General features: G+C 67.4%; 20 protein-coding genes. 1 reads left to right on the top strand and 19 read right to left on the bottom strand.

All coding sequences use genetic code 11. From position 1 onward, the window contains the following. Positions 1-143 precede the first annotated feature (143 nt). From THIX_RS05640 to THIX_RS05600, 8 genes are all read right to left on the bottom strand, one after another. Positions 144-383 (bottom strand): hypothetical protein, encoded by a 240-nt coding sequence (locus THIX_RS05640; RefSeq protein ID WP_112485431.1) that lies wholly within the window; start codon positions 381-383, stop codon positions 144-146. 297 nt (positions 384-680) lie between these two features. After that, positions 681-2,030 carry a sigma 54-interacting transcriptional regulator gene (locus THIX_RS05635; RefSeq protein ID WP_112485430.1) on the bottom strand — a complete coding sequence of 450 codons (1,350 nt, stop codon included), beginning with the start codon at positions 2,028-2,030 and terminating at the stop codon, positions 681-683. Then, positions 2,027-2,710, bottom strand: a complete 684-nt coding sequence (locus tag THIX_RS05630; RefSeq protein ID WP_112485429.1) for a hypothetical protein — start codon at positions 2,708-2,710, stop codon at positions 2,027-2,029. Before THIX_RS05630 ends, THIX_RS05635 begins: the two co-directional genes overlap by 4 nt. Continuing rightward, positions 2,707-4,344, bottom strand: a complete 1,638-nt coding sequence (locus tag THIX_RS05625) for a HAMP domain-containing sensor histidine kinase (protein ID WP_158540809.1) — start codon at positions 4,342-4,344, stop codon at positions 2,707-2,709. The genes THIX_RS05630 and THIX_RS05625 overlap by 4 nt, the downstream gene beginning before the upstream one ends. Before the next feature lie 311 nt (positions 4,345-4,655). Then, positions 4,656-5,498 (bottom strand): 23S rRNA (adenine(2030)-N(6))-methyltransferase RlmJ, encoded by an 843-nt coding sequence (locus THIX_RS05615; RefSeq protein ID WP_112485426.1) that lies wholly within the window; start codon positions 5,496-5,498, stop codon positions 4,656-4,658. Between the two features lie 89 nt (positions 5,499-5,587). After that, entirely contained in the window at positions 5,588-5,770 is a 183-nt protein-coding gene (locus tag THIX_RS05610) for a hypothetical protein (RefSeq protein WP_112485425.1), read from the bottom strand. 12 nt (positions 5,771-5,782) lie between these two features. After that, positions 5,783-6,949 carry a YeeE/YedE family protein gene (locus THIX_RS05605; protein WP_371412992.1) on the bottom strand — a complete coding sequence of 389 codons (1,167 nt, stop codon included), beginning with the start codon at positions 6,947-6,949 and terminating at the stop codon, positions 5,783-5,785. An 89-nt stretch (positions 6,950-7,038) separates the two neighbouring features. Then, on the bottom strand, positions 7,039-8,100 hold the full coding sequence (locus tag THIX_RS05600; protein ID WP_112485423.1) for a sulfurtransferase: 1,062 nt from the start codon (positions 8,098-8,100) through the stop codon (positions 7,039-7,041). Between the two features lie 284 nt (positions 8,101-8,384). Between THIX_RS05600 and THIX_RS22890 the strand changes: the two genes are divergently transcribed. Then, a complete protein-coding gene (locus tag THIX_RS22890; protein WP_146748450.1) occupies positions 8,385-8,579 on the top strand; it encodes a sigma factor-like helix-turn-helix DNA-binding protein in 195 nt (64 codons plus the stop codon). 216 nt (positions 8,580-8,795) lie between these two features. Here the strand turns inward: THIX_RS22890 and clsB are convergent, their stop codons facing one another. From clsB to THIX_RS05540, 11 genes are all read right to left on the bottom strand, one after another. Further along, positions 8,796-10,292 carry a cardiolipin synthase ClsB gene (clsB, locus tag THIX_RS05590; RefSeq protein WP_233224415.1) on the bottom strand — a complete coding sequence of 499 codons (1,497 nt, stop codon included), beginning with the start codon at positions 10,290-10,292 and terminating at the stop codon, positions 8,796-8,798. 65 nt (positions 10,293-10,357) lie between these two features. After that, positions 10,358-11,416, bottom strand: coding sequence for an endonuclease/exonuclease/phosphatase family protein (locus THIX_RS05585; protein ID WP_233224414.1), 1,059 nt, complete (start codon positions 11,414-11,416; stop codon positions 10,358-10,360). Then, positions 11,413-11,928 carry a dihydroneopterin triphosphate diphosphatase gene (nudB, locus tag THIX_RS05580; RefSeq protein ID WP_112485420.1) on the bottom strand — a complete coding sequence of 172 codons (516 nt, stop codon included), beginning with the start codon at positions 11,926-11,928 and terminating at the stop codon, positions 11,413-11,415. The genes THIX_RS05585 and nudB overlap by 4 nt, the downstream gene beginning before the upstream one ends. A 220-nt stretch (positions 11,929-12,148) precedes the next feature. Further along, entirely contained in the window at positions 12,149-13,624 is a 1,476-nt protein-coding gene (locus tag THIX_RS05575; protein WP_112485419.1) for a sodium:solute symporter, read from the bottom strand. Continuing rightward, positions 13,621-13,833 carry a DUF3311 domain-containing protein gene (locus THIX_RS05570; protein WP_112485418.1) on the bottom strand — a complete coding sequence of 71 codons (213 nt, stop codon included), beginning with the start codon at positions 13,831-13,833 and terminating at the stop codon, positions 13,621-13,623. Before THIX_RS05570 ends, THIX_RS05575 begins: the two co-directional genes overlap by 4 nt. 301 nt (positions 13,834-14,134) lie before the next feature. Beyond that, positions 14,135-15,934 (bottom strand): aspartate--tRNA ligase, encoded by a 1,800-nt coding sequence (aspS, locus tag THIX_RS05565; RefSeq protein ID WP_112485417.1) that lies wholly within the window; start codon positions 15,932-15,934, stop codon positions 14,135-14,137. A gap of 96 nt (positions 15,935-16,030) precedes the next feature. Beyond that, a complete protein-coding gene (locus THIX_RS05560) occupies positions 16,031-16,714 on the bottom strand; it encodes a DUF502 domain-containing protein (protein ID WP_112485416.1) in 684 nt (227 codons plus the stop codon). Between the two features lie 105 nt (positions 16,715-16,819). After that, complete coding sequence (locus THIX_RS05555; protein ID WP_112485415.1) at positions 16,820-17,122, bottom strand: FmdB family zinc ribbon protein; 303 nt, start codon at positions 17,120-17,122, stop codon at positions 16,820-16,822. A 190-nt stretch (positions 17,123-17,312) separates the two neighbouring features. Then, the gene (locus tag THIX_RS05550; protein WP_233224413.1) at positions 17,313-18,014 is read right to left on the bottom strand and encodes a hypothetical protein; all 702 of its coding nucleotides are present in this window, start codon (positions 18,012-18,014) and stop codon (positions 17,313-17,315) included. A gap of 147 nt (positions 18,015-18,161) precedes the next feature. Further along, on the bottom strand, positions 18,162-19,103 hold the full coding sequence (gene ttcA / locus THIX_RS05545; protein ID WP_112485414.1) for a tRNA 2-thiocytidine(32) synthetase TtcA: 942 nt from the start codon (positions 19,101-19,103) through the stop codon (positions 18,162-18,164). Continuing rightward, complete coding sequence (locus THIX_RS05540; protein WP_112485413.1) at positions 19,100-19,501, bottom strand: dihydroneopterin aldolase; 402 nt, start codon at positions 19,499-19,501, stop codon at positions 19,100-19,102. The genes ttcA and THIX_RS05540 overlap by 4 nt, the downstream gene beginning before the upstream one ends. Between the last annotated feature and the right edge of the window lie 18 nt (positions 19,502-19,519).

Here is a 19,519-nt window from a genome sequence, read left to right as displayed (position 1 = left end):
GCCGCAGCGCCTCGCGCCCAAGCCGCCAAACCCAGGTCCTGTTCACGCCATTTCTGCGCGCGCGACGCGCAAAAAAATGCCAAGCATGCGCTTGGCCAAGGGGGGAGGAGACAACAACCGGGGTCAGGCAGCGCCTGACGAATTCATTCTTTCTTTTCGCCTTCTTTTTTCATCTTGTCGGCTTTTCCACCCGCATTGTCAGGGGCGGAGGCGCCGCTCTTCGCGGCGTTGTAGGTTGTTGGTTGCATGGTGGCTGCCTGTGCCGTGGTTTCGGCAGGCATGCCGGCAGCGTGGGCTTGCCCGGACATCAGCGCGGCCAGCAAGATGGCAGCAGCAAAACCCAAGGCGGGAATCCAGGGTTTGCTCAGAATGTTGGGGTTCATCGGATCGCTCCTGATTCAGGTTTGAAGACAATGTGCTGAGGACAGATTCAACACAACCATGCCCTCTACTTGCAGTTTGCGTGCCAGGCTGTTTTCATGTTTTGAATCAATAGCTTGTGCTTACCGAGCCGAGCTTGCGGAGTGCGCCGCCACAAACCCTGTCCATGAATACTGAAAATTGTCGCCGCAGCCCGACACCTATAGCCAGATCCGTGCAAACACCTGATTTCCATTGTTTTTTTTGTCGCTCCTGAGCGACGCCCGGAAGAACCCCGGTGACAGCCTGCGGCCGAGGCCCTATTCAGTCGACTTGAACAGCGCAGGCGACAGCGCATGTTTTTGCAGCAGACGGTAGAACTCGGTGCGGTTGCGCTGCGCCAGACGGGAAGCTTCGGTCACCTGGCCGCCGGTGAGCTTCATCAGGTTCACGAGGTAGTCGCGCTCGAAGCGGTCCTTGGCCTCGGCGTAGCTGAGAATTTCCGTCGGTTTGTTGCGCAGCGCGCGCGTCACCAGCGCCGCCGGAATCCGCACGGTGGTGCATAGCGCGCAGCATTGCTCCACCACGTTCATGAGTTGGCGGATATTGCCGGGCCACTCGGCGCGCATCAGCAGGTCCAAGGCATCGGCGGCAAAGCCGACGATGCGGCGACCATGCTTTTTCGCCAGTTTGTCGACGAAGTGCTGGGCCAGCGGGGCGATGTCCTCGCGACGCTCGCGCAGCGGTGGAATGTGCAGGTTGACCACATTGAGGCGGTAGAACAAATCTTCGCGGAACTGCTGCTCGGCAATCGCCGCTTCCAGGTCGCGGTGGGTGGCCGAGACGATGCGCACGTCCACCGGCAGCGACTGGCTGGCGCCCACCGGGCGCACCTCGCGCTCCTGCAACACGCGGAGCAGCTTGGCCTGCAGCGCCAGGGGCATGTCGCCGATCTCGTCGAGAAACACCGTGCCGCCCTGCGCCGTCTGGAACAAGCCCTTGCGGGCGCTGTCGGCGCCGGTGAAGGCGCCTTTGGCATGGCCGAACAATTCGGATTCGAGCAGCGCCTCGGGAATGGCGGCGCAGTTGATGGCGACGAAGGGTGCACGCTTGCGCGCGCTGGCCTGGTGCACGGCGCGCGCCAGCATCTCCTTGCCGGTGCCGGATTCGCCCTGGATGAGCACCCCGGCCTCGCTCGTCGCCACCAGCACCACTTCGTCGAGCAGCGCATTCATCAAGGGGCTGGCGGTGACGATTTCTGGAAAGCGCGGCCGCGCCGCCTGGCCGCTCTCCAGGCTGCCGCTGCCCACGGCGCGCGCCAGCAGGGCCAGCAATTCCGGCGCTTCGAACGGTTTGGTGAGGTAGCCGAAGACACCGCTCTGCGCCGCCGAAACCGCGTCGGGAATGGTGCCGTGGGCGGTGAGAATGATGACCGGCAGCGAGGGGTCGACGGCGTGGATGCGCTCGAACAGCGCCATGCCATCCATGCCCGGCATGCGCAGGTCGGTGATGACCGCGCGCGGACGCGACACCGCCAGCCGCGCCAGCGCCTCTTCGCCGCTGCTGGCCGCCACCGGTTTGTAGCCGGCCGACTGCAGGCGCATGCCGAGCAGGCGCAGCAGGTCGGCGTCGTCGTCGACCACCAGGACGTTGGGTGCCGCCAGGCTCATTTCGCCGGCCCCGGCCGGCTTTGGGCACGATCTTGCAATTCGACCTCCAGGTTCTTGATCTGGCCGATCTTGTCCTGCAGATCGGCCACTTGTTTGTTGCTGCGGGCCAGCTCGGCGCGCAGTTGCGCCAGGTCCAGGGTCTGGCGCGTCAGGCGCTGCATGACGCGGATGAACTGCTTGGACGCCGGGTCGTCGGTCTGGTTATCCAGTCCTCTGAGCAAGTCCTGTGCCTGATTGGCTTCCTCCGTCGTGGGCGCGGCGCGCGCCACCAGCAAATACGCCAGCTTGAGCTTGTCGGCCGGCGTGCGCTGCGCCCCCAGGGCCTGCAGCCGCTGCTGCTCGGCGTTGGCCGCCGCCTGCGTGTCGAGCGCGATTTGGCGCAATGTGTCGCCAATCCAGCTCATGCTCAGTGGCTCGGGCTTGAACAGCGAGGCGACGGCGGCGGACGTTGCCGCCGGTTTGGGGGGTGCGGCCTGCCCCCGGGGGGGCTGGGCCGATTGCAATTCGCCGTGCGGCGCGGTTCCAGGCGCGGGGTGCATCGGCAGCGGCGCGCAGCCGGACAGCAGGGCCAGCGTGCCGAAGCTGGCGGCAGCGGCGCATCGGGCAGCAAGCGCTGCGCCTGAGCGCCTGGGGCTGCGGCTGCGCGTTGAAATCCGTGTTGCAGAAAACGGTCGGTTCATGAGGGTGTGTCGTTGGAGGGTTGGGTCGGTTGCCATTCCGCTTCCGGGTCCGTGCTGGAGTCCGCAAGCTCGTTGCGCTGCGGTGCGGCGTCCGGCAGACGGCGGCTGGCCGGGGCCAAGGCCGAGGGGGGGGCGGTGGTTGAAGCGTTGGTCGAGGCGGTGGTCATGGTCGTGGTCCAGGCGGATGCGCCCACGGCTGGCAGCTCGGGTTGCAGCGGCAGGTGGACGCAAAAGCTGGCACCGGGGCGATCGGGGGTGTCGCACAGCTGGATTTCGCCACCATGCAGTTGCGCATATTCCTGGGCGATGGCCAGCCCCAGGCCGCTTCCAGGGGCCGCCGCCGGGGGTTGGCGGCTGCCCTGGAAGAAGGGCTTGAACAAATGGGCGCGGTCGTTCTCGGCCACGCCCGGACCCTCGTCGGCCACGGTGGCGTGCACCACGCCGTCGGCACTGCGCAGGTCGATGCGAATGCTCCCGCCTTCAGGGCTGAAGCGCATGGCGTTGATCAGCAGGTTCTCGAACAGGGTGTCGAGCTTGCCGCGATCGGCTTTGAGCAAGGGCGCATGGCCGCTGCGCACGACCTGCAGATGTTTGGCGCGCAGCGCCAGGTCGTTGCGGCGCACCACCTGGTCGAGCAGGGCGGCGAGGTCCGCACCGCTGGAAACCAGCGGGTCGAGCTGGCGCTGGGCGCGGCTGTAGCCGATGAGGTTCTCGATGCGCGCCTGCAGGTCGCGCGCATTGCCACGCATGATCTGCGTGATCTCGCGCTGCTGCGCCGTGAGCTTGCCACCCACGCCGTCGGCCAGCAGTTCCACACCTTCGCGCAGCGAGGCCAGCGGGGTTTTCAGCTCGTGCGAAACATGCCGCAGGAAACGCAGTTTCTGCTCGTCCAGCTCGCGCAGGCGCTGGCGCAGCCAGTCGAGCTGCTGGCCGAGGAACACCAGGTCGATGGGGCCTTGCACCCGGGGCTGGGGCTGCAGGTCGCCAGCCCCGAGACGGCGGATGGCCTGGTCGATCTGGTGCACCGGCCGGCCCAGCAACCAGGAAAACAGACCAGCGATGAGCAGCGACAACAGCACTGCCGCCGCAGCCTGACTCAGCAGCACGATGCGCAGGGTGTGGGCGCGGCGTATGAGCGAAGCCGCCTGATCCTCCACCATGGCATTGCCCGCCACCGCCACCTGATCGGCCAGCCGGCCGAGGGTGTTGAACTCGGTGGCGAACGAGTCGAAGCGCCGCAATCCGACATTGGCCGGATCGTTCAACTGGGCATACAGCACGCCTTCGCGCAGGCCGATTTGCCGGATGCGTTCGGTGTTCGACGGGCCGAAGGGCATGGCCCGCAGGTTTTGCAGCGCCTGTCGAATGGACTCGTGCGCCTCGCCCATGCCGGAGCGCAGCTGCGGGTCCTGCAGCACATAGAACTGCCCCGCGGCACGCTGCAGGCTGGAGATGTCTTCCGCCAACTGCCGCGTGGTGCGCGTGACCTTGACCGTGAGCGTGATCGACTGCCGGGTCTGCACCGCGAGGCGCTCCTGCACCACGGCGGTGTAGGCCATCCCGGCCAGCAGCGGCAGCGTCACCAGCGCGAAGCCCGCCAGCAAGAGGCTGGAGAAGGAACGGGGATAGGGCATGCGCATGGTCGGGCGAGGAAAAGCAGGTGATGGGCGGGCGCTGCAGGGCAAGGGGCGGGGCGACGGCCGATCATCATTATCCCGCTGCGCTCAGGCTGCAACCCGGCGCACCCGCCAACGCCAGGTCATGTCGCGGCCCATCCATCTCGAGCATGGCCAGCGCCTGCGGCACCTCACCATGGGGGGCAGGTTGGAGGCCGGCGGCTCAATCTCTCAAGGAAACGCAGGGCCGCCCCAAGTTTCCTTGACCCCCACGGGGGGCTGGCCGGCGAGCCGACCCTGGGGGCGCTCAAGAAACGCCAGGGCGCTCCCTATGGCGTATGTCCTTCCAGCACATGCCTGCCCGCCCCGTCCTGCCCCAGGGTGCGGGCCAGCCAGGGCAACGTGGCTTTCAGACCTTCCTGCAGGCCGAAAGGCGGATTGATGACGAACATGCCGCTGCCCATGAGGCCGAAGCCATCGGGGCGAGGCGCAGCGGTGGAGAGTTGGGCGTGCATCCATCCGGCGGGTGACAGCGCCTTGAGGCGCTTGGGCAGGCGGATGGATTCGAGGCTTTGCAACTGCGGATACCAAACGCAGTAGACGCCGGTGGCGAAGCGGGTGATGGCGTCGCGCAGGGCGGCGACGAGCTGGCCGTAATCGCTGTCGAGTTCGTAGGACGGATCGATCAGCACCACGCCGCGACGCGTGGGCGGCGGCAGCATGGCCTTGAGCCCGGCAAAGCCGTCGCTGTTGCGCACTTCCACATGCGGCTGCTGGCCCCATGTGGCGTCGAGCAGACGAAAGTCGGTGGTGTGCAGCTCGAACAGGCGCATGCGGTCTTGCGGCCGCAGCACCGAACCGGCCAGCGCGGGCGAGCCGGGGTAGGTGCGCAGCTCGCCGCCGGCGTTGAAGGTGCGGATGTGTTTCACATAGGCCGCCACCGGCGACGGCATGTCCTTGCGCCCCCACAGCAGGCCGATGCCGGTCTGGTACTCGGCCAGGCGCTGGGCCATGCGGTCGGCCAACTGGTAGCTGCCGGCGCCGGCGTGGGTGTCGATATACCAATACGCCTTGTCCTTCGCGGCCATGCGTTCGAGCACACCGAGCAGCACGATGTGTTTGAGCACATCGGCAGGATTGCCGACGTGAAAGGCATGGCGGTAGGCGAGCATCGCGGGCTTCCGGAGGAGGAAGCCGAACTGTAGCGCCTGGGATGGCGGGCGTATTCGGCGTGGCCAGCGCCTCGACCGCGGTCAGGGAGCTATTTCTGGGGCGCCAGTGAACAGTGCCCGGCGTCGGCTGCAGGGCCGTTGCCCAGGGCCAGCGGGGGCGGTTCGGCGAAGCGCTGGTGCGGGGTGCTGCCGCGCCAGTCGAGCACGAGCAGGGCCAGCAACGCGGCCCATAGCAGCCAGGCAGGCCAGGATTTTTTGAAGGGAAATGGCATGCGTGCGCCCGCTCAACCCGCGATGCCCAAGCGGCCGCGCAAGCGCACGCCCAGCACGCTGCCCAGGAAGGCGCAGGCAAACCAGATCCAGCCATGCAGGCTGCCGGTGGCAATGCCGGAGAAATAGGCCCCCACATTGCAGCCGAAGGCGAGGCGCGAGCTGTAGCCCAGCACCCACCCGGCCAGCACCGAGGCCACCCAGGCGCGCCACGGCAACTTCACCCGTGGGCAGGCGTTGCCCTTCCAACTGGCGGCGATGAGGGCGCCAAGCAAAAGCCCGATGTCGGTGACACTGGTGTTGTCGGCCAGCACGCTGGCGTGCAATTGCGCCTGTTGCACGGGCAGGCCCCAGAAGGCGTTGTGGCTGAGATCGAACCCCAGCGCCTGCACGATTTTCGCGCCCCACAAACCCAGGCCGTAGACGATGCCCCAGGGCTGGCCGGCCACCACCAGATTGGCAGCGGCCAACAGCCCGAGGGCGATGGCGGCGATCCACACCGCCTTGCCCTGCCAGCGCGACTGCGGTGGCCCCTGCAGCGGCACGGCTGAATCACGCTCGCTGGGATCCGCCGCGGCCACCGCCGCGCCAGTGGCTGCGCGGCGCAAGCGGTAGGCGCGCATCGCACTGAAGCGCCAGAGCAGGGCGGCCAGCAGCGCCAGGGCGCCGAGTTGCAGCACCAGCGTCCATTTCGCGCCCAGCACCTGCACCAGATTCACCGGCGGCAACGCGCCGAGCGCCAGCCAGGCCGGCAGTTGCGCTGCGCCGAAAAAGCTGCCGAAGACGAAAGCCGGCAGCACCGCCAAACTCACCGGATGGCCCAGGCCGGCCTTGTACAGCGTGCCCGAACCGCAGCCGTCCGCCACCTGCATGGCGGCGCCAAAAACGAAAGCGCCGACCAGCAGGCTGATGGACAAGGGACCGTCGGCCCCCTCCAGCTCGGGGTGGGTGGCCAGCAACGGCACACTGATGAGCATGGCGACCGCGATGCCGACGAACTGCGCCCACAGGCCCTTGGGGTCGCGCTGGGTGATCCACACCCGCCAGCCGGTGGTGAAGCCGAAGGCCGCCGCCGACAGCGCCACGCCATAGCCCACGCCGATGCACCACAGCAGCCCCTGGCGCCAGCCCACCAGCCAGGTGACGGCCAGAAAGCCGGCCAGCGCCGCGCCGATCAGCAGGACGGGCCGGCTGGTTCGTACGCCGGGATGCGCCTGCGACCGACTTGTCGCTGCCACCGTGATGCCGCCAGTGATCGCCCCCGGGTCGTTCAATGCGCCCGCCACGTTTGTTGGAGCTGCGCCCATAGCTGCTGGATGCGGGAGGGAACGTTGGTCATGGGTTCGCCAGCACGCGACCAGTCCACCATCGAGCCGGGGTAGAGCTTCACATCGGGCTGGTGCAGCAGCTCGGACAGGACGAACCAGTTGGTCGCGGCCCAGTGGCCGGTGTTGCAGAACGAGACCGTTTGCTGCGCCCCCGCGGCATGCGGCATGGACTGGGCGATGCGCTCCAGCTCGGCCTTGTCGGGCAGCGTGCCGGAACCGCCCGGGAACCAGCGCGCGTTGTCGAAGTCCAGCGCGCCCGGCAGGGTGCCGGGCTGGGCAGCGGCTGGCGCCTTGACCTGGCCGAGGTAGAAGGCGCGGGGTCTTGCATCCAGCAGCAAGGTGGACTGCGACTGGCGCAAGTCCTGCGCCACCTGGGTGCGGCTGGCGAGGATGGCGGTGTCGAGATGCGGCGTGAAGTCGGAGGGCTGCGCCTGCACCGACTGGCGCGTCACGGGAAGCCCGGCGCGGGCCCACGCCGTCATGCCGCCGTTGAGAATGGCCAGATGCCCCAGGCCCAACCACTTGAGGGTCCAGTAGACACGGGCCGGGGCGCCGAAATCGCTCGGGTCGGAACCGTCGGCCACCAGCACCACGGGGGTCGGCGCGTTCAGCCCCAGGCTGCGCACCAGCGCAGTGTAGTCGGCTACGGAGCGCAGCTTGCCGGGGTTGTCGGCCGCGCCGCGCCAGCTGGAATACGGTGCCCACACGGCGCCGGGAATATGGCCAGCGGCGTAGGGTGACGAGGAGGCGGCGCCCTCGCGGATGTCAATCACCCGCACCTGTGGCAACTGCGCCAGCAGCGCGGCCGGGGTGAGCAAAGGACTCGGTGCAGCACTTGCGCTCTGGCTCAAGGACCAGGCCGCGAGCAGCCAGAACAGCACGCAGCCGCGTTTGAACCGAAGCCACAGACCGCCTTGGCTGGACGATAGCCCGGGCGCTGCGCCGCCTGATGGGCCGGGTGCGGCGCTGGCCGGCTTATGCACTTGGGTTGGCTTGATGGTCATGCCCGGCATTCTCGGCAAGGCCAAGCAGCCTGAGAAATACTGTTTTCACATACTCATAGAACCAGGCGCTATATGCCAAGGAGCCAGCCGAACATGCTCGGTCGTGGCTTGGTTTGCATGCGGATTCACGCGACAAACTGAGCTGCTCCGTCTCGTTGCCCATGACCGCAGGAACGGCAGACTCCCCAAAGGCCGAAGCATTGCAAGGCGCAACCTGGCCGCACCTGGCTGCGGCTTCGGCTGTTTCAGCCGGATCGGCTCTGATCCGACAGGAGCGACAAGGCATGGTTCATCAGGCGCCGGGGACTTTGCCCGACGCATTCCGCGAGGTCTGGTCTTGCGGTGAGCTCGAAGACTTGTCGTGCAAGGAGATCGCGCTGGTCGTCGGCATCCCCATCGGCACCGTCATGCCGCGTTTGTCGCGTGCGCGGGGCTTGCTGGCGCAGGCCATTTTGCGCAGAGGCCAGAAGGCAACTTGAGGAAACACAGCTCCGCTCGTTGTGCCCCCTCACCCTCCGGGCACTCCCGCAAGGCAGCAGTTCGGGGGCATGTTCGGACTTGGGCAGGACTGCAACCACCACGCCATGGCAGCGGCTCGGCGCGGCATTCCTGCGTCCCTCTCAAGGGAGCGCAGGGCCGCCCCAAATTTCCTTGACCCCCACGGGGGCGGGCCGGCGAGCCGACCCTGGGGGCGCTCAGTAATTGCGCGCACCGCCGGCCATGGCGATGAACAGCCGCGCGGCCAAGGCCACCAGCGGACGGGTCCACCAGGACACGCGTTTTTGCAACCGGGCGTGGTCGATGGGCAGGGCGTGGATGAGTTCGGCGCGGATATGCGCCGCCAGATCGCGGGCGAAGCGCGCATCGCGCACGAGGATATTGGCCTCGCGGTTGACCAGCAGCGACAGCGGGTCGATGTTGGAGCTGCCCACCGTGGCCCAGGACTCGTCCACCACGGCCACCTTGCCGTGCAGATAGGCGCGCTGGTATTCGCAAATATGCACGCCGGCCTGCAGCAGCTCACGGTACAGGGTGTGCGCGGCCCAGGCGGCGGCGCGGTAGTCGATGCGGCCTTGCAGCAGCAAGGTGACCTGCACCCCGCGTGCGGCAGCGCGTTTCAGACTGGTGCGAAATGCCTGGCCCGGATAGAAATAGGGCGACACCAACAGCACCTGGCTGCGCGCCTGGTCGATGGCCTGGATATAGCTGTGCTCGATGGCACGGCGCTGCAGCAGGTTGTCGCGCACCACCAGCGCGGCGCGCATGCCGGGCTGGCCGTCGGGGCAGACCGGATGCGTCGGCCGCTCCTCGGCCAGCAGGCGGCTCTGGCGCTCGCGGGTTTCCTGCTGCACGTCCTCGCGTGGCGGCAGTTCGCCACCCCAGGTGCGCAATTCATCCAGATAGCGTTGGCGCGCCTGGCGCGACTTCAGCACCTCAGGCCCCGGCATGCTGCGCAACTGCCGTTGCAAGCTGCCGGTGGCCACGGTGCGCAGCCACAAGCGCCGCATGCTCCACAGCACCTGCTGCGCCACCAGGCCCTGCACCCGCACGGCATAGTCCAGCCGTGGCTGGGCGCTCCAGCCATGGCGAATGTCGAGCCGGTCGTCGATCAGGTTGATGCCGCCGATGAACGCGATGGCGCCGTCCACCACGCACAGCTTGCGGTGCAGCCGGCGCCAATGGCCGCGCTGCACCAGGTCGAGCCAAAGGCGCCAGGGGCGGTAGACCATGAACTCCACGCCACTGCCGGCGAACAGTGCCGCCAGCGTGGGAATGCTGCGGCCGGAGCCGAGGCCGTCCACCATCACGCGCACGTGCACGCCGCGCCGCGCCGCGTCGGCCAGCACCGTGGCGAGATGCAGGCCGATGGGGTCGTCGTGGAAGATGTAGGTTTCCAGCCAGATGCTGGTGCGCGCCGCTGTCCACGCCTGCTCCAGCGCCGGGAACAGCGTTTCGCCCAGGGGCAGCAGCTCGACGCAATTGCCGCGCGACCAGGCCGGGTCGGGCGACGTGTCGTCACCGGCGACCAGCGGGTTGCCGCTGGTCGCGCCCGCAGCACCTCCCCCGCCAGCGCCGCGCGGCACCATGCGCGACCAGCGTGCTGCTTGCCAGCCCGCACGCAGCCAGACACGCGCCCGGCCCAGGCGGGAGCTGCGTCGGTGTCGGCTTTTGGGGGTTGCGGGTTCGGGCATGCGGGTGATGGGTCGGCTTGTGTCGGTGCTGGCCTGCGGTCGCTCGCCGCATTGTGCCGCCTGCGTCAACCCCGCACGCCAACTCCAAGCCCTGAGCTGGCCAGCGGCGCAGCACCTGCCACGGCCGTGGTCGCGGGTTCCAGATCCACCAGGAGCGGAGCATGATCCGACAAGCGCGCCCAACCAGCGCCCCAGCCCAGGCCCAGCGAGCGCGCGGCGTAGCCCCGCGCGTAAATGCGGTCCAGCGGCATGAGCGGCAGGCGCGCCGGGAAGGTGCGCACGCGGTGGCGCCAGCGCGGCTTGCGCCCGTCGGCATGGGGCGATTGGCGCGCGGAGACATCGATCAGGCCCACCGCGGCAAGCTCAGTGCCGAGCTGGCCGCGCCAGTCGTTGAAGTCGCCGGCGACGATGACAGACTCGTCGCCCGGCACCTGGGCGGCGATGTAATGCACCAGCCGCGCGATCTGGCGCTTGCGCCCGGCACTGAACAGACCGAAGTGCACGACGATGGCGTGCAGCACCGCAGAGCCGCCGCCGACAGCGCTGCTGCCCCCGTGCCACGCGCCCAGGCCCGCGCATTGCAGGCGCACATGCAGCAGGCCGCGCTGCTCGAAGCGGTGGTCCGACACATCGTGGTGGGCCACGCTGAGAATGGGCAGGCGCGTCAACAGCGCATTGCCATGCTCGCCATGCCGTGTGGTGGCATTGGTGTGATAAGCCGTGTGCATGCCCAGACCCCGCCCCAGCACCTCGTGCTGCGGCAGTTCGGGCCAGTGGGAAAAGCGGCGCGCATGGCGCAGGTGGGTGAACTGCACCTCTTGCAGGAAGACGAGGTCGGCGTCGAGTTCGCGCAAGCCTTCCTGCAGCTCGTGAATGCTCAGGCGCTTGGTCGGCCCCAGGCCCACCACGCCTTTGTGAATGTTGTACGACGCCACCCGCAGCACGCCCGCAACCGTGGGCGCTGCCACCGCAGCCGATGGCTCCACGAGTGTTTCGCTTGCGTCGCCCGGACCGCGAGCCGATGCGGCGGCGTGGCTGGCGAGGGCCGCTGCCGGCCCGCCGGCGGCACTCAGGGCGGCACGCAGACGCGCTGCCTTTTGTTGCCGACGGTCCGGCATCTTCATGCCTGCCGACCCAGTCGACGTGGCAGTTGCCGAATGGCCTCGGCATTGGACGCGGAGAAACACCGCGCCGCCGCCTCGCGCCAGGGCAGCCACTGTTGCGCGCGATGCTCGCGCGGCGCCAGGGCCACGGGCGTGCCGCGTGGCACTTCCAGGCTGAACACATGCTCGGTGTTGGTCCACACGCCGGGGGCGTAGCGGTGGCGCCAAACGGGGTAGATGTCGTACACATTCGCCAAGTGCCAATCGCGCAGCGCCGTAGCCGGAACCGCTGCCGCACCGACGCGGATGCCGGTTTCCTCGGCCACCTCGCGCATGGCGGCGGCGGCCAGTGGCTCATCCAGCGCGTCCAGGCTGCCGGTGACGCTCTGCCAGAATCCGGGCTGCTTGGCGCGCTCGATCAGCAGCACATCCAGCTCCGGGCTGTGAATCACCACCAGCACCGAAACCGGCAACTTGTGGACCGCGGTCTGGGCCTGGGTTTGGACGGGAGATGCGGGGCTGAGGGAGGACATGCGGCAGTGGCTCCGATGCGCTCGAACACCATGCCGGGCGCAGCATGCATGTTAGGCGCCGACCATCCCACCTGTTGGCGTATCGGCGGGTTGCCGACTCGGGTTCGGGGCCTTGCGCTCAGAGCGTGGAAACGGGGTCGCGGTCCTGCCGCCGCCCCCGCCAAAACGCAGGGCCAAGGCGGGGCACAACCGGCAGCCGGGCTGCCGACCGCGCCGCACCTCAACCAGCCAGTTGCGCGCCAGCTTGCAAAGGCAGCTGCTTGCGCGTCCATGCGCTGACCACGAGCATGACCACGATGTTCAGCACCAGGGCGACGATGCCCACGTTCAAGTCGGCCACGGCTGGCGGCAGCGCGGGAACCAGCTTGCCGAGCGACAGGTGCTCCAGGCTGAACAGCGCCACCGTGGCCACGCCGACGGCGATGCCGGCGAAGGCACCCGGCGCCGTCACCCGGTTGCGGCTCGACAAACTCAGCAGCAGCGAGGGGAACAGCTGCGTGACGAAGCTGTAGCCCATCAGCAGCAGGGCGACGATGGTGGAACCGCCGTGCAGGGTGAAGCCCACGGCCACCAGCGCCACCACCGGCACCAGGCCCTTGGCCATGCGGGTCACCTGCGCATCGTCGCAGCCCTTGTGCGCCAGCCGGTAAAGGTTGTGCGCCAGCAGCGTGGCGGCGTTCATCATGATGAGCGAGCCGGGCACCAGGGCGGTGAGCACGCCGATGGCGCCGATGATGCCCACCACGGCCGGCGAGAACGTGGCGGTGGCGATGTGGAACAGCGCCAGATCGATGTCCGGCCCCTTAAGCCCCGGCACCTTCAGCAGCGCGGCGAAGCCGACGAAATAGACGAACAGCAGCACCAGTTGGTAGAGCGGCAGCACCACCGCGTTCTTGCGCAGGGTGCGCTCGCTGCGCGCGGTGTAGGTGGCGGCGAAGGAATGCGGCCACATGAAAAAACCCAAAGCGCTCAGGCCCACGGTGGAGACGAACCATGACACGCTTTGCCCATGCGCCGGCAGCGCCAGGAAGCCGGGCTTGGCGACGTCGATGGCATGGAACATGGCCTCGATGCCGCCGAAATAGTGGGTCGGCAGGAACACCCCGAGGAAGATGACCACGGCAAGGATGCCGATGTCCTTGACCACCGAGATCCAGGCCGAGCCGCGCACACCGGAGACCATCACATAGATGGTGACCACGGCAGCGCCGATCCAGATCGCCAGCGCGTTGTCGATGCTGCCGTAGCTCGCCGCGTGCACGATGATGCCCAGCCCCTTGAACTGCAGCACCAGATAGGGAATGAGGGCGACGATCCCGACCAACGCCACCAGCACCCCCAGCGCCGGACTGGCATAGCGGGTGCGGAAATAGTCCGGCTGGCTGATGAGCTTGTGCTCCCGCGCGTAACGCCACACCGGCGGCATGACGTAGTAGGACAGGACATAAGCCAACGAACCGTAAGCGATGATGTAGAACGCAGGTCCCCCGAGGCCATAGGCGAAGCCCGAGGCGCCGAGGAAGGTGAAGGTGGTGTAGATCTCGCCGGCCAGCAGCAGGAACACGAACACCGGGCCGAAGCCGCGCCCGGCCACCGTCCACTGCTCCAGGTGCATGGTGTGGCCGCTGCGCGCGCGGATGCCCAGCCACAGCGCGAGGGCCGTCATCAGGGCGATCAGAATGAGGGCGATATTCATGGCCGGCCTCCCGCGTCGCCGCTGCTGCGGTTGGAGGGGTCGAGCCAGTACACCAGCGCCATGATGGGCGTGGTGAGCAGGAGCCAAACCACGATCCAGCCCAGGATGAAGGGCATGCCGAGGATGAAGGGCTGCACGTCGTTGTGCACCAGCGGCCCGATCAGCGTGCCAATCGGCGGAATCCAACCCAGATAGCGGATGTTGCGCATCGAGGCCTCCAGAAGGTCAGGGGACAATCCACGCTCTGCAGGCTAGACGCACCCCTCGGCAGCGTCAAGCCTTTATTGCACGCAATAGACCCAACTATTTGTATGCAATTCTTGTCGCGCATGGCCATACGCATGAGCCGCTCGTCCGAGCGGCATCACCCAACATGCATGCATCGAGGCCGGGCAAGTCCTGGCGAACGAAATTGAAACAATTTGTACGCGCTTGGCCGCCGCTTGCAGGCGCAAAAAAGGGCGCGGGCGCGCCCTTTTGCCGGATTCGCTCGACACGGATCCGAGTCGTTCAAACCCCCGGCTGCGTCTGCCGCAGGCGGATGTGCAACTCCTTCAACTGCTTCTCGTCCACCGGGCTCGGGGCGTTGGTCAGCAGGCATTGGGCGCGCTGGGTCTTGGGGAAGGCGATGACGTCGCGGATGCTCTGGGCGCCGGTCATCATCGTCACGATGCGGTCCAGGCCGAAGGCGATGCCGCCGTGGGGCGGGGCGCCGTATTGCAGCGCGTCGAGCAGGAAGCCGAACTTGGCGCGGGCTTCCTCCGGGCCGATGCCCAACGCGGCGAACACCTTGCTCTGCATGTCGGCACGGTGAATGCGCACCGAGCCGCCGCCGATTTCCCAGCCGTTGAGCACCATGTCGTAGGCCTTGGCGATGCAGCGGCCGGGATCGGTGGCGAGGTAGTCCACATGCTCGTCTTTCGGCGCGGTGAAAGGGTGGTGGCAGGCCACGAAGCGCTGTTTGTCGTCGTCGAACTCGAACATGGGGAAGTCCACCACCCACAAGGGTTTCCAGGCGTCTTCGAACAGGCCGTGGGCGCGGGCCCAGTCGCCATGGCCGATTTTCTGGCGCAGCGCGCCGATGGCGGCGTTGACGACCTTGGCGCGGTCGGCGCCGAAGAACAGGATGTCGCCGTTCTGCGCGCCGCTGCGCCGCAGGATGGCGGCTATGGCCGCGTCGTGCAGGTTCTTGACGACGGGGGACTGCAAACCGTCGCGGCCCTTGGCCACGTCGTTGACCTTGATCCACGCCAGGCCCTTGGCACCGTAGATCTTGACGAATTCGGTATAGGCGTCGATCTCGCTACGGCTGATGTCGCCGCCACCCGGCACGCGCAGCGCCACGACGCGGCCGTCGGGCAATTCGGCGGCGCCGGAAAACACCTTGAAGTCCACGTCCTTCATCACATCGGTGAGTTCGATGAACTCCAGCTTCACCCGCAGGTCGGGCTTGTCGGAGCCGAAGCGGGCCATGCCTTCGGCATAGGACATGACCGGGAAGGGGTCGGCCAGTTGCACGCCCAGCGCGTCCTTGAACACGGTGCGGATCATGGCCTCGAACAGCGGGCGGATTTCGTCTTCGCCGAGGAAGGAGGTTTCGCAGTCGATCTGTGTGAACTCGGGCTGGCGGTCGGCGCGCAGGTCTTCGTCGCGGAAGCATTTGGTGATCTGGTAGTAGCGGTCGAAACCGGCCACCATGAGCATCTGCTTGAACAACTGCGGCGACTGCGGCAGGGCGAAGAACTGGCCGGCGTTGACACGGCTGGGCACGAGGTAGTCGCGCGCGCCCTCGGGGGTGCTCTTGGTCAGCATGGGGGTTTCGATGTCGATGAAACCCTGCGCGTCCAGGTACTGGCGCACGGCCATGCTGACGCGGTAGCGCAGCTTGAGGTTGTGCTGCATCTGCGGGCGGCGCAGGTCGAGCACGCGGTGGGTCAGGCGGGTGGTTTCCGACAGGTTGTCGTCGTCGAGCTGGAAGGGCAGCGCGGCCGAGGCATTCAGCACTTGCAGCGCGTGGCACAGCACCTCCACCTTGCCCGAGGCGAGGTTGGCGTTTTCGGTGCCGGCCGGGCGGCTGCGCACCAGGCCCTGCACCTGCACGCAGAACTCGTTGCGCAGGGTTTCAGCGGTGGCGAACATGGCGGCGCGGTCGGGGTCGCACACCACCTGCACCAGGCCCTCGCGGTCGCGCAGGTCGATGAAGATGACGCCGCCGTGGTCACGCCGACGCTGCACCCAGCCGCACAGGCGGATGGTTTGTCCGAGCAGGGATTCGGTGACGGCGCCGAGGGTATGGCTGCGAAGGCTCATGGTGTGATGGAGGTCAGGAAAAATGGAAATCGAAAAAGACCGGAGCGAAGAGGATGGCCCACCCCGGGACAAGCGCCCAGGTCCGGCGGGGCCGGCTCAATGCCCGTTGTTCGACTGCGGGGCAGCGTGGGGCAGAGGGCGTGTTTCCGCGTGTGCTGGGGCGTGCGCTTGCGGCGCCACCACGCCCATGGAAATGACGTATTTGAGCGCTTCGTCCACACTCATCGCCAACTCCATCACTTCGGCGCGAGGCACCATCAGGAAAAAACCCGAGGTGGGGTTGGGGGTGGTGGGAACGTAAACGCTGATGTGCTCGCCTTGCAAGTGCTCGGCCACCTCGCCGGCGGGCGTTCCGGTGACGAAGGCAATGGTCCAGGAGCCGGCGCGCGGATACTGCACCATCACCGCCTGGCGGAAGGCCTGGCCGCTGCTGGAGAACAAGGTGTCCGACACCTGCTTGACGCTGCTGTAGATGCTCTTGACGATGGGGATGCGCGCCAGCAGTCCATCCCAGCGCGCCAGCCACCATTGGCCGACGATATTGGCCACCAGCACGCCGGTGAGCAGGATGGCCGCGAGCACCAGCACCACGCCCACGCCGGGAATGTCCATCAGCCGGTCGAGCGCCGGCGCCAGGCCTGGGGCCACCGCGCTCAGGGCGCCGACCATGGCGCGGAAAATGCCGTCGAACACCGACAGCAATTGCCACAGCACCCAGATGGTGATGGTGAGCGGCAGCCAGACCAGCAGGCCGGCCATGAAGAAATTTTTCAGACGCATGAGCGAAACCCGTTTCCCCGTGCGAACAAGACGGGCGTTGACCGCAGAAAATCAAAACCGCCCGGCCATGACAGCGCGGGCGGGACGGTGCAGCGAATCCGCAGGTCAGTGGCAGGCACAGGAGCCGCCGCACGCGGCGGCCGCAGGCGCTGCTTCGGTCTTGGGTTCGGCCTTGGGTTCGGTTTTGGATTCAGGCTTGGCCGCGGCTGCGGCGGCCGCAGCCCCGCCGCCCTTGAAATCGGTGGCGTACCAGCCGGACCCCTTGAGCTGGAATCCAGCGGCCGTGACCTGCTTGCTCAATGCTGCCCGGCCGCAAGCCGGGCAGACCGAGAGAGGTGCGTCGGATAGTTTTCGCAGCGCGTCCATGCTGTGTCCGCAGGAAGCGCATTTGTAGGCGTAAATCGGCATGGCTGACTCCGCAGGGAGAGACGATTGGACAGGGAACAGATGAGGACGCGGCGCCGGTCTTCAAGACCGGCGCCGCGTGGAGAGGGGCAAAGCAAAATTGGTGCCGATTATAAAAGCAGCGCCCGCAGACAGCGCGCAGCCACCCACCGCTGCGCGAAGCCGGGGCGCAGCGGTGGCACGGGTGCAGCACTCACCCGCCCGGGATCGTCACCCGGTGCATGCCGCTTCGCAGCGGGAAACCGGCCAGCGCGGAATCCGCCAGCTTTTGCGCCACCGGTCCGAGACGCTGCTCGTAGGAGCCGGTGACGGCGCTGGTGCGGTAGACCAGGGCGCCCGTCGCCGTGTCGCGAATTTCCAGGTCGAATACGCGGTCGTACCACGGTGGCGGCCAGGAGAACCCGCTCCACCACAAGGGGTAGCCGCTGTAGATCCAGGCGCCGTTGGGCAACAGAATGGGCGCGCCGGGCGGTGGCCATGCGCTGGGGAAACTGGCCTCGAAGTCCAGATAACTGTGGAAGCTGTAGCGCGCGGTGTAGGGGGCGGGCTGACCCAGCAGGGGCACCATGCCGGCGCGGGTCATGGCCTGCACCACGGCGGACTGGAACACGCCGGCGTCGGGCGCGGCGGCAATGGAAGGAGCGGCCTGCAGTTGAACCTTGGCGCCAACCAGGGCCTGGGGCGCGGGCTTGGGCGTGGCCACGTCCGCCCGCATGGCGGTGAGTGTGGCGCAGCCTCCCAAAAGCAACACCGCCGAGATGGCAACGAGGCCGGCGAGACGGTGGCCAAGGCGGCGCTGCGGGTGCGCTGAAGGCGCCGGACCGTGCAGGCCGGCCTGAGACTGCGCCGTGGCCAGGGCGGACCCGGCCTGGGAGGAACTCGCAAGTGGACGCATGATCACCTCGATGGTTCCGGCTCTGTCTGGAGGCGGCAGCACTCTATCGCCAGCCAGCAAAGCCGCATGAGAAAACGCCCGGCCACCCGAAGTGTTCCCATTCCCCTCCGGGGGCGACTGCCGCAAGGCGGCGGTCTGAGGGCTCTGTCATCCATTGGACGACAGCAGCGCCATCCCGTTCCCCGACAGGGTCTTGCTGGGTGGTATGCAAGGTTCATCGTCGAAGGCGATGTCGCCGTTCGCATCCGGCTGGCCGCTGGCCTGCAGGGTGGCGAAGGGGTAGGCGTTGCGGTCCAGCAGATGCGAGGGCGTCACCTTGCCGAGCGCGGAAAACATGGTCTCCAGCCGACCGGGGAAGCGTTTGTCCCACTCGCGCAGCATGGCCGCCGCCTGCTTGCGCTGCAGGTTTTCCTGGCTGCCGCACAGGGTGCAGGGAATGATGGGGAACTGGCGGTGCGCGGCCCAGCGAACGAGGTCGGCCTCTTCCACATAGGCCAGCGGACGAATGACGATGTGGCGGCCATCGTCGCTCACCAGCTTCGGGGGCATGGCCTTGAGCTGGCCGCCGTGGAAGAGGTTGAGGAAAAAGGTCTGCAGGATGTCATCGCGGTGGTGGCCGAGGGCGATTCTGGTGGCGCCGAGTTCGTCGGCCACGCGGTAGAGAATGCCGCGGCGCAGGCGCGAGCACAGGCTGCACAGCGTCTTGCCTTCGGGAATGAGGCGCTTGACGATGGCGTAAGTGTCCTGCTGCTCGATGTGGAAGGCCACGCCCTGGCGCTGCAGATACTCCGGCAGCACATGCTCGGGAAAGCCGGGCTGCTTCTGGTCGAGATTGACGGCGACGATGTCGAAGTCCATCGGGGCGCGCTCGCGCAGGCTCAGGAGGATGTCGAGCATGGCGTAGCTGTCCTTGCCGCCCGACATGCAGACCATCACCCGGTCGCCGGCCTCGATCATGGCGAAGTCGGCAATCGCCTGGCCCACCAGCCGGTGCAGGCGCTTGGACAACTTGTTGGTTTCGCGCGCGGCGCGCAGGGTCTGGGCATGGCCGTCACTCACGCCAAGATCGGCCGGCAACGGTGCGTTCATGGCGCCAATTCCTTGATGCGGAAGACCTCCACGCCCACCGCGTCGCAATCGGGGTAGACGTCGGGCTTTTCGGTGGACACCAGCACGGCGCGCACGCTGGGGTGCTGCAGCATGAGCGCGGCGACGTCGTCGCACAGGGTTTCCTGCAGATGAATGTGACCGCGCGCCAGGCGCTGGGCGATGGTGCGGCGGATGAAGTCGTAATCCACCACCTCGTCGAGCTTGTCCCGTGTCGGTGTGGAGTCGGCGTAGGGCACGTAAAGGTCCACATTGATGACCACGCGCTGCTCGCCGCGCTTCTCGAAATCGTGCACGCCGATGTTGATCCACACCTCGTAATTCTTCAGGAACAGCCGGCGGCAAGCGCCGAGGGCGGGGTGGTTCAGGGCACTCGTCATGGATAGTTTTCGTGGAAG

The sequence above is a fragment of the Thiomonas sp. X19 genome, from assembly GCF_900089495.1.
In the GTDB taxonomy this organism is placed as follows: domain Bacteria; phylum Pseudomonadota; class Gammaproteobacteria; order Burkholderiales; family Burkholderiaceae_C; genus Thiomonas_A.
This window is presented reverse-complemented; position numbering and strand designations above follow the sequence as displayed.

Excerpts from the sequence above, each read along its gene's own strand:
- clsB (WP_233224415.1), bottom strand. The coding sequence starts at position 10,292 with ATGCCCGAACCCGCAACCCCCAAAAGCCGACACCGACGCAGCTCCCGC.
- THIX_RS05575 (WP_112485419.1), bottom strand. The coding sequence starts at position 13,624 with ATGAATATCGCCCTCATTCTGATCGCCCTGATGACGGCCCTCGCGCTG.
- nudB (WP_112485420.1), bottom strand. The coding sequence starts at position 11,928 with ATGTCCTCCCTCAGCCCCGCATCTCCCGTCCAAACCCAGGCCCAGACC.
- THIX_RS05585 (WP_233224414.1), bottom strand. The coding sequence starts at position 11,416 with ATGAAGATGCCGGACCGTCGGCAACAAAAGGCAGCGCGTCTGCGTGCC.
- THIX_RS05600 (WP_112485423.1), bottom strand. The coding sequence starts at position 8,100 with ATGACCATCAAGCCAACCCAAGTGCATAAGCCGGCCAGCGCCGCACCC.
- THIX_RS05625 (WP_158540809.1), bottom strand. The coding sequence starts at position 4,344 with ATGCCCTATCCCCGTTCCTTCTCCAGCCTCTTGCTGGCGGGCTTCGCG.
- THIX_RS05630 (WP_112485429.1), bottom strand. The coding sequence starts at position 2,710 with ATGAACCGACCGTTTTCTGCAACACGGATTTCAACGCGCAGCCGCAGC.
- THIX_RS05540 (WP_112485413.1), bottom strand. The coding sequence starts at position 19,501 with ATGACGAGTGCCCTGAACCACCCCGCCCTCGGCGCTTGCCGCCGGCTG.
- THIX_RS05635 (WP_112485430.1), bottom strand. The coding sequence starts at position 2,030 with ATGAGCCTGGCGGCACCCAACGTCCTGGTGGTCGACGACGACGCCGAC.
- THIX_RS05555 (WP_112485415.1), bottom strand. The coding sequence starts at position 17,122 with ATGCCGATTTACGCCTACAAATGCGCTTCCTGCGGACACAGCATGGAC.
- ttcA (WP_112485414.1), bottom strand. The coding sequence starts at position 19,103 with ATGAACGCACCGTTGCCGGCCGATCTTGGCGTGAGTGACGGCCATGCC.
- THIX_RS05570 (WP_112485418.1), bottom strand. The coding sequence starts at position 13,833 with ATGCGCAACATCCGCTATCTGGGTTGGATTCCGCCGATTGGCACGCTG.
- THIX_RS05560 (WP_112485416.1), bottom strand. The coding sequence starts at position 16,714 with ATGCGTCTGAAAAATTTCTTCATGGCCGGCCTGCTGGTCTGGCTGCCG.
- THIX_RS05615 (WP_112485426.1), bottom strand. The coding sequence starts at position 5,498 with ATGCTCGCCTACCGCCATGCCTTTCACGTCGGCAATCCTGCCGATGTG.
- THIX_RS05550 (WP_233224413.1), bottom strand. The coding sequence starts at position 18,014 with ATGCGTCCACTTGCGAGTTCCTCCCAGGCCGGGTCCGCCCTGGCCACG.
- THIX_RS05640 (WP_112485431.1), bottom strand. The coding sequence starts at position 383 with ATGAACCCCAACATTCTGAGCAAACCCTGGATTCCCGCCTTGGGTTTT.
- aspS (WP_112485417.1), bottom strand. The coding sequence starts at position 15,934 with ATGAGCCTTCGCAGCCATACCCTCGGCGCCGTCACCGAATCCCTGCTC.
- THIX_RS22890 (WP_146748450.1), top strand. The coding sequence starts at position 8,385 with ATGGTTCATCAGGCGCCGGGGACTTTGCCCGACGCATTCCGCGAGGTC.
- THIX_RS05610 (WP_112485425.1), bottom strand. The coding sequence starts at position 5,770 with ATGCCATTTCCCTTCAAAAAATCCTGGCCTGCCTGGCTGCTATGGGCC.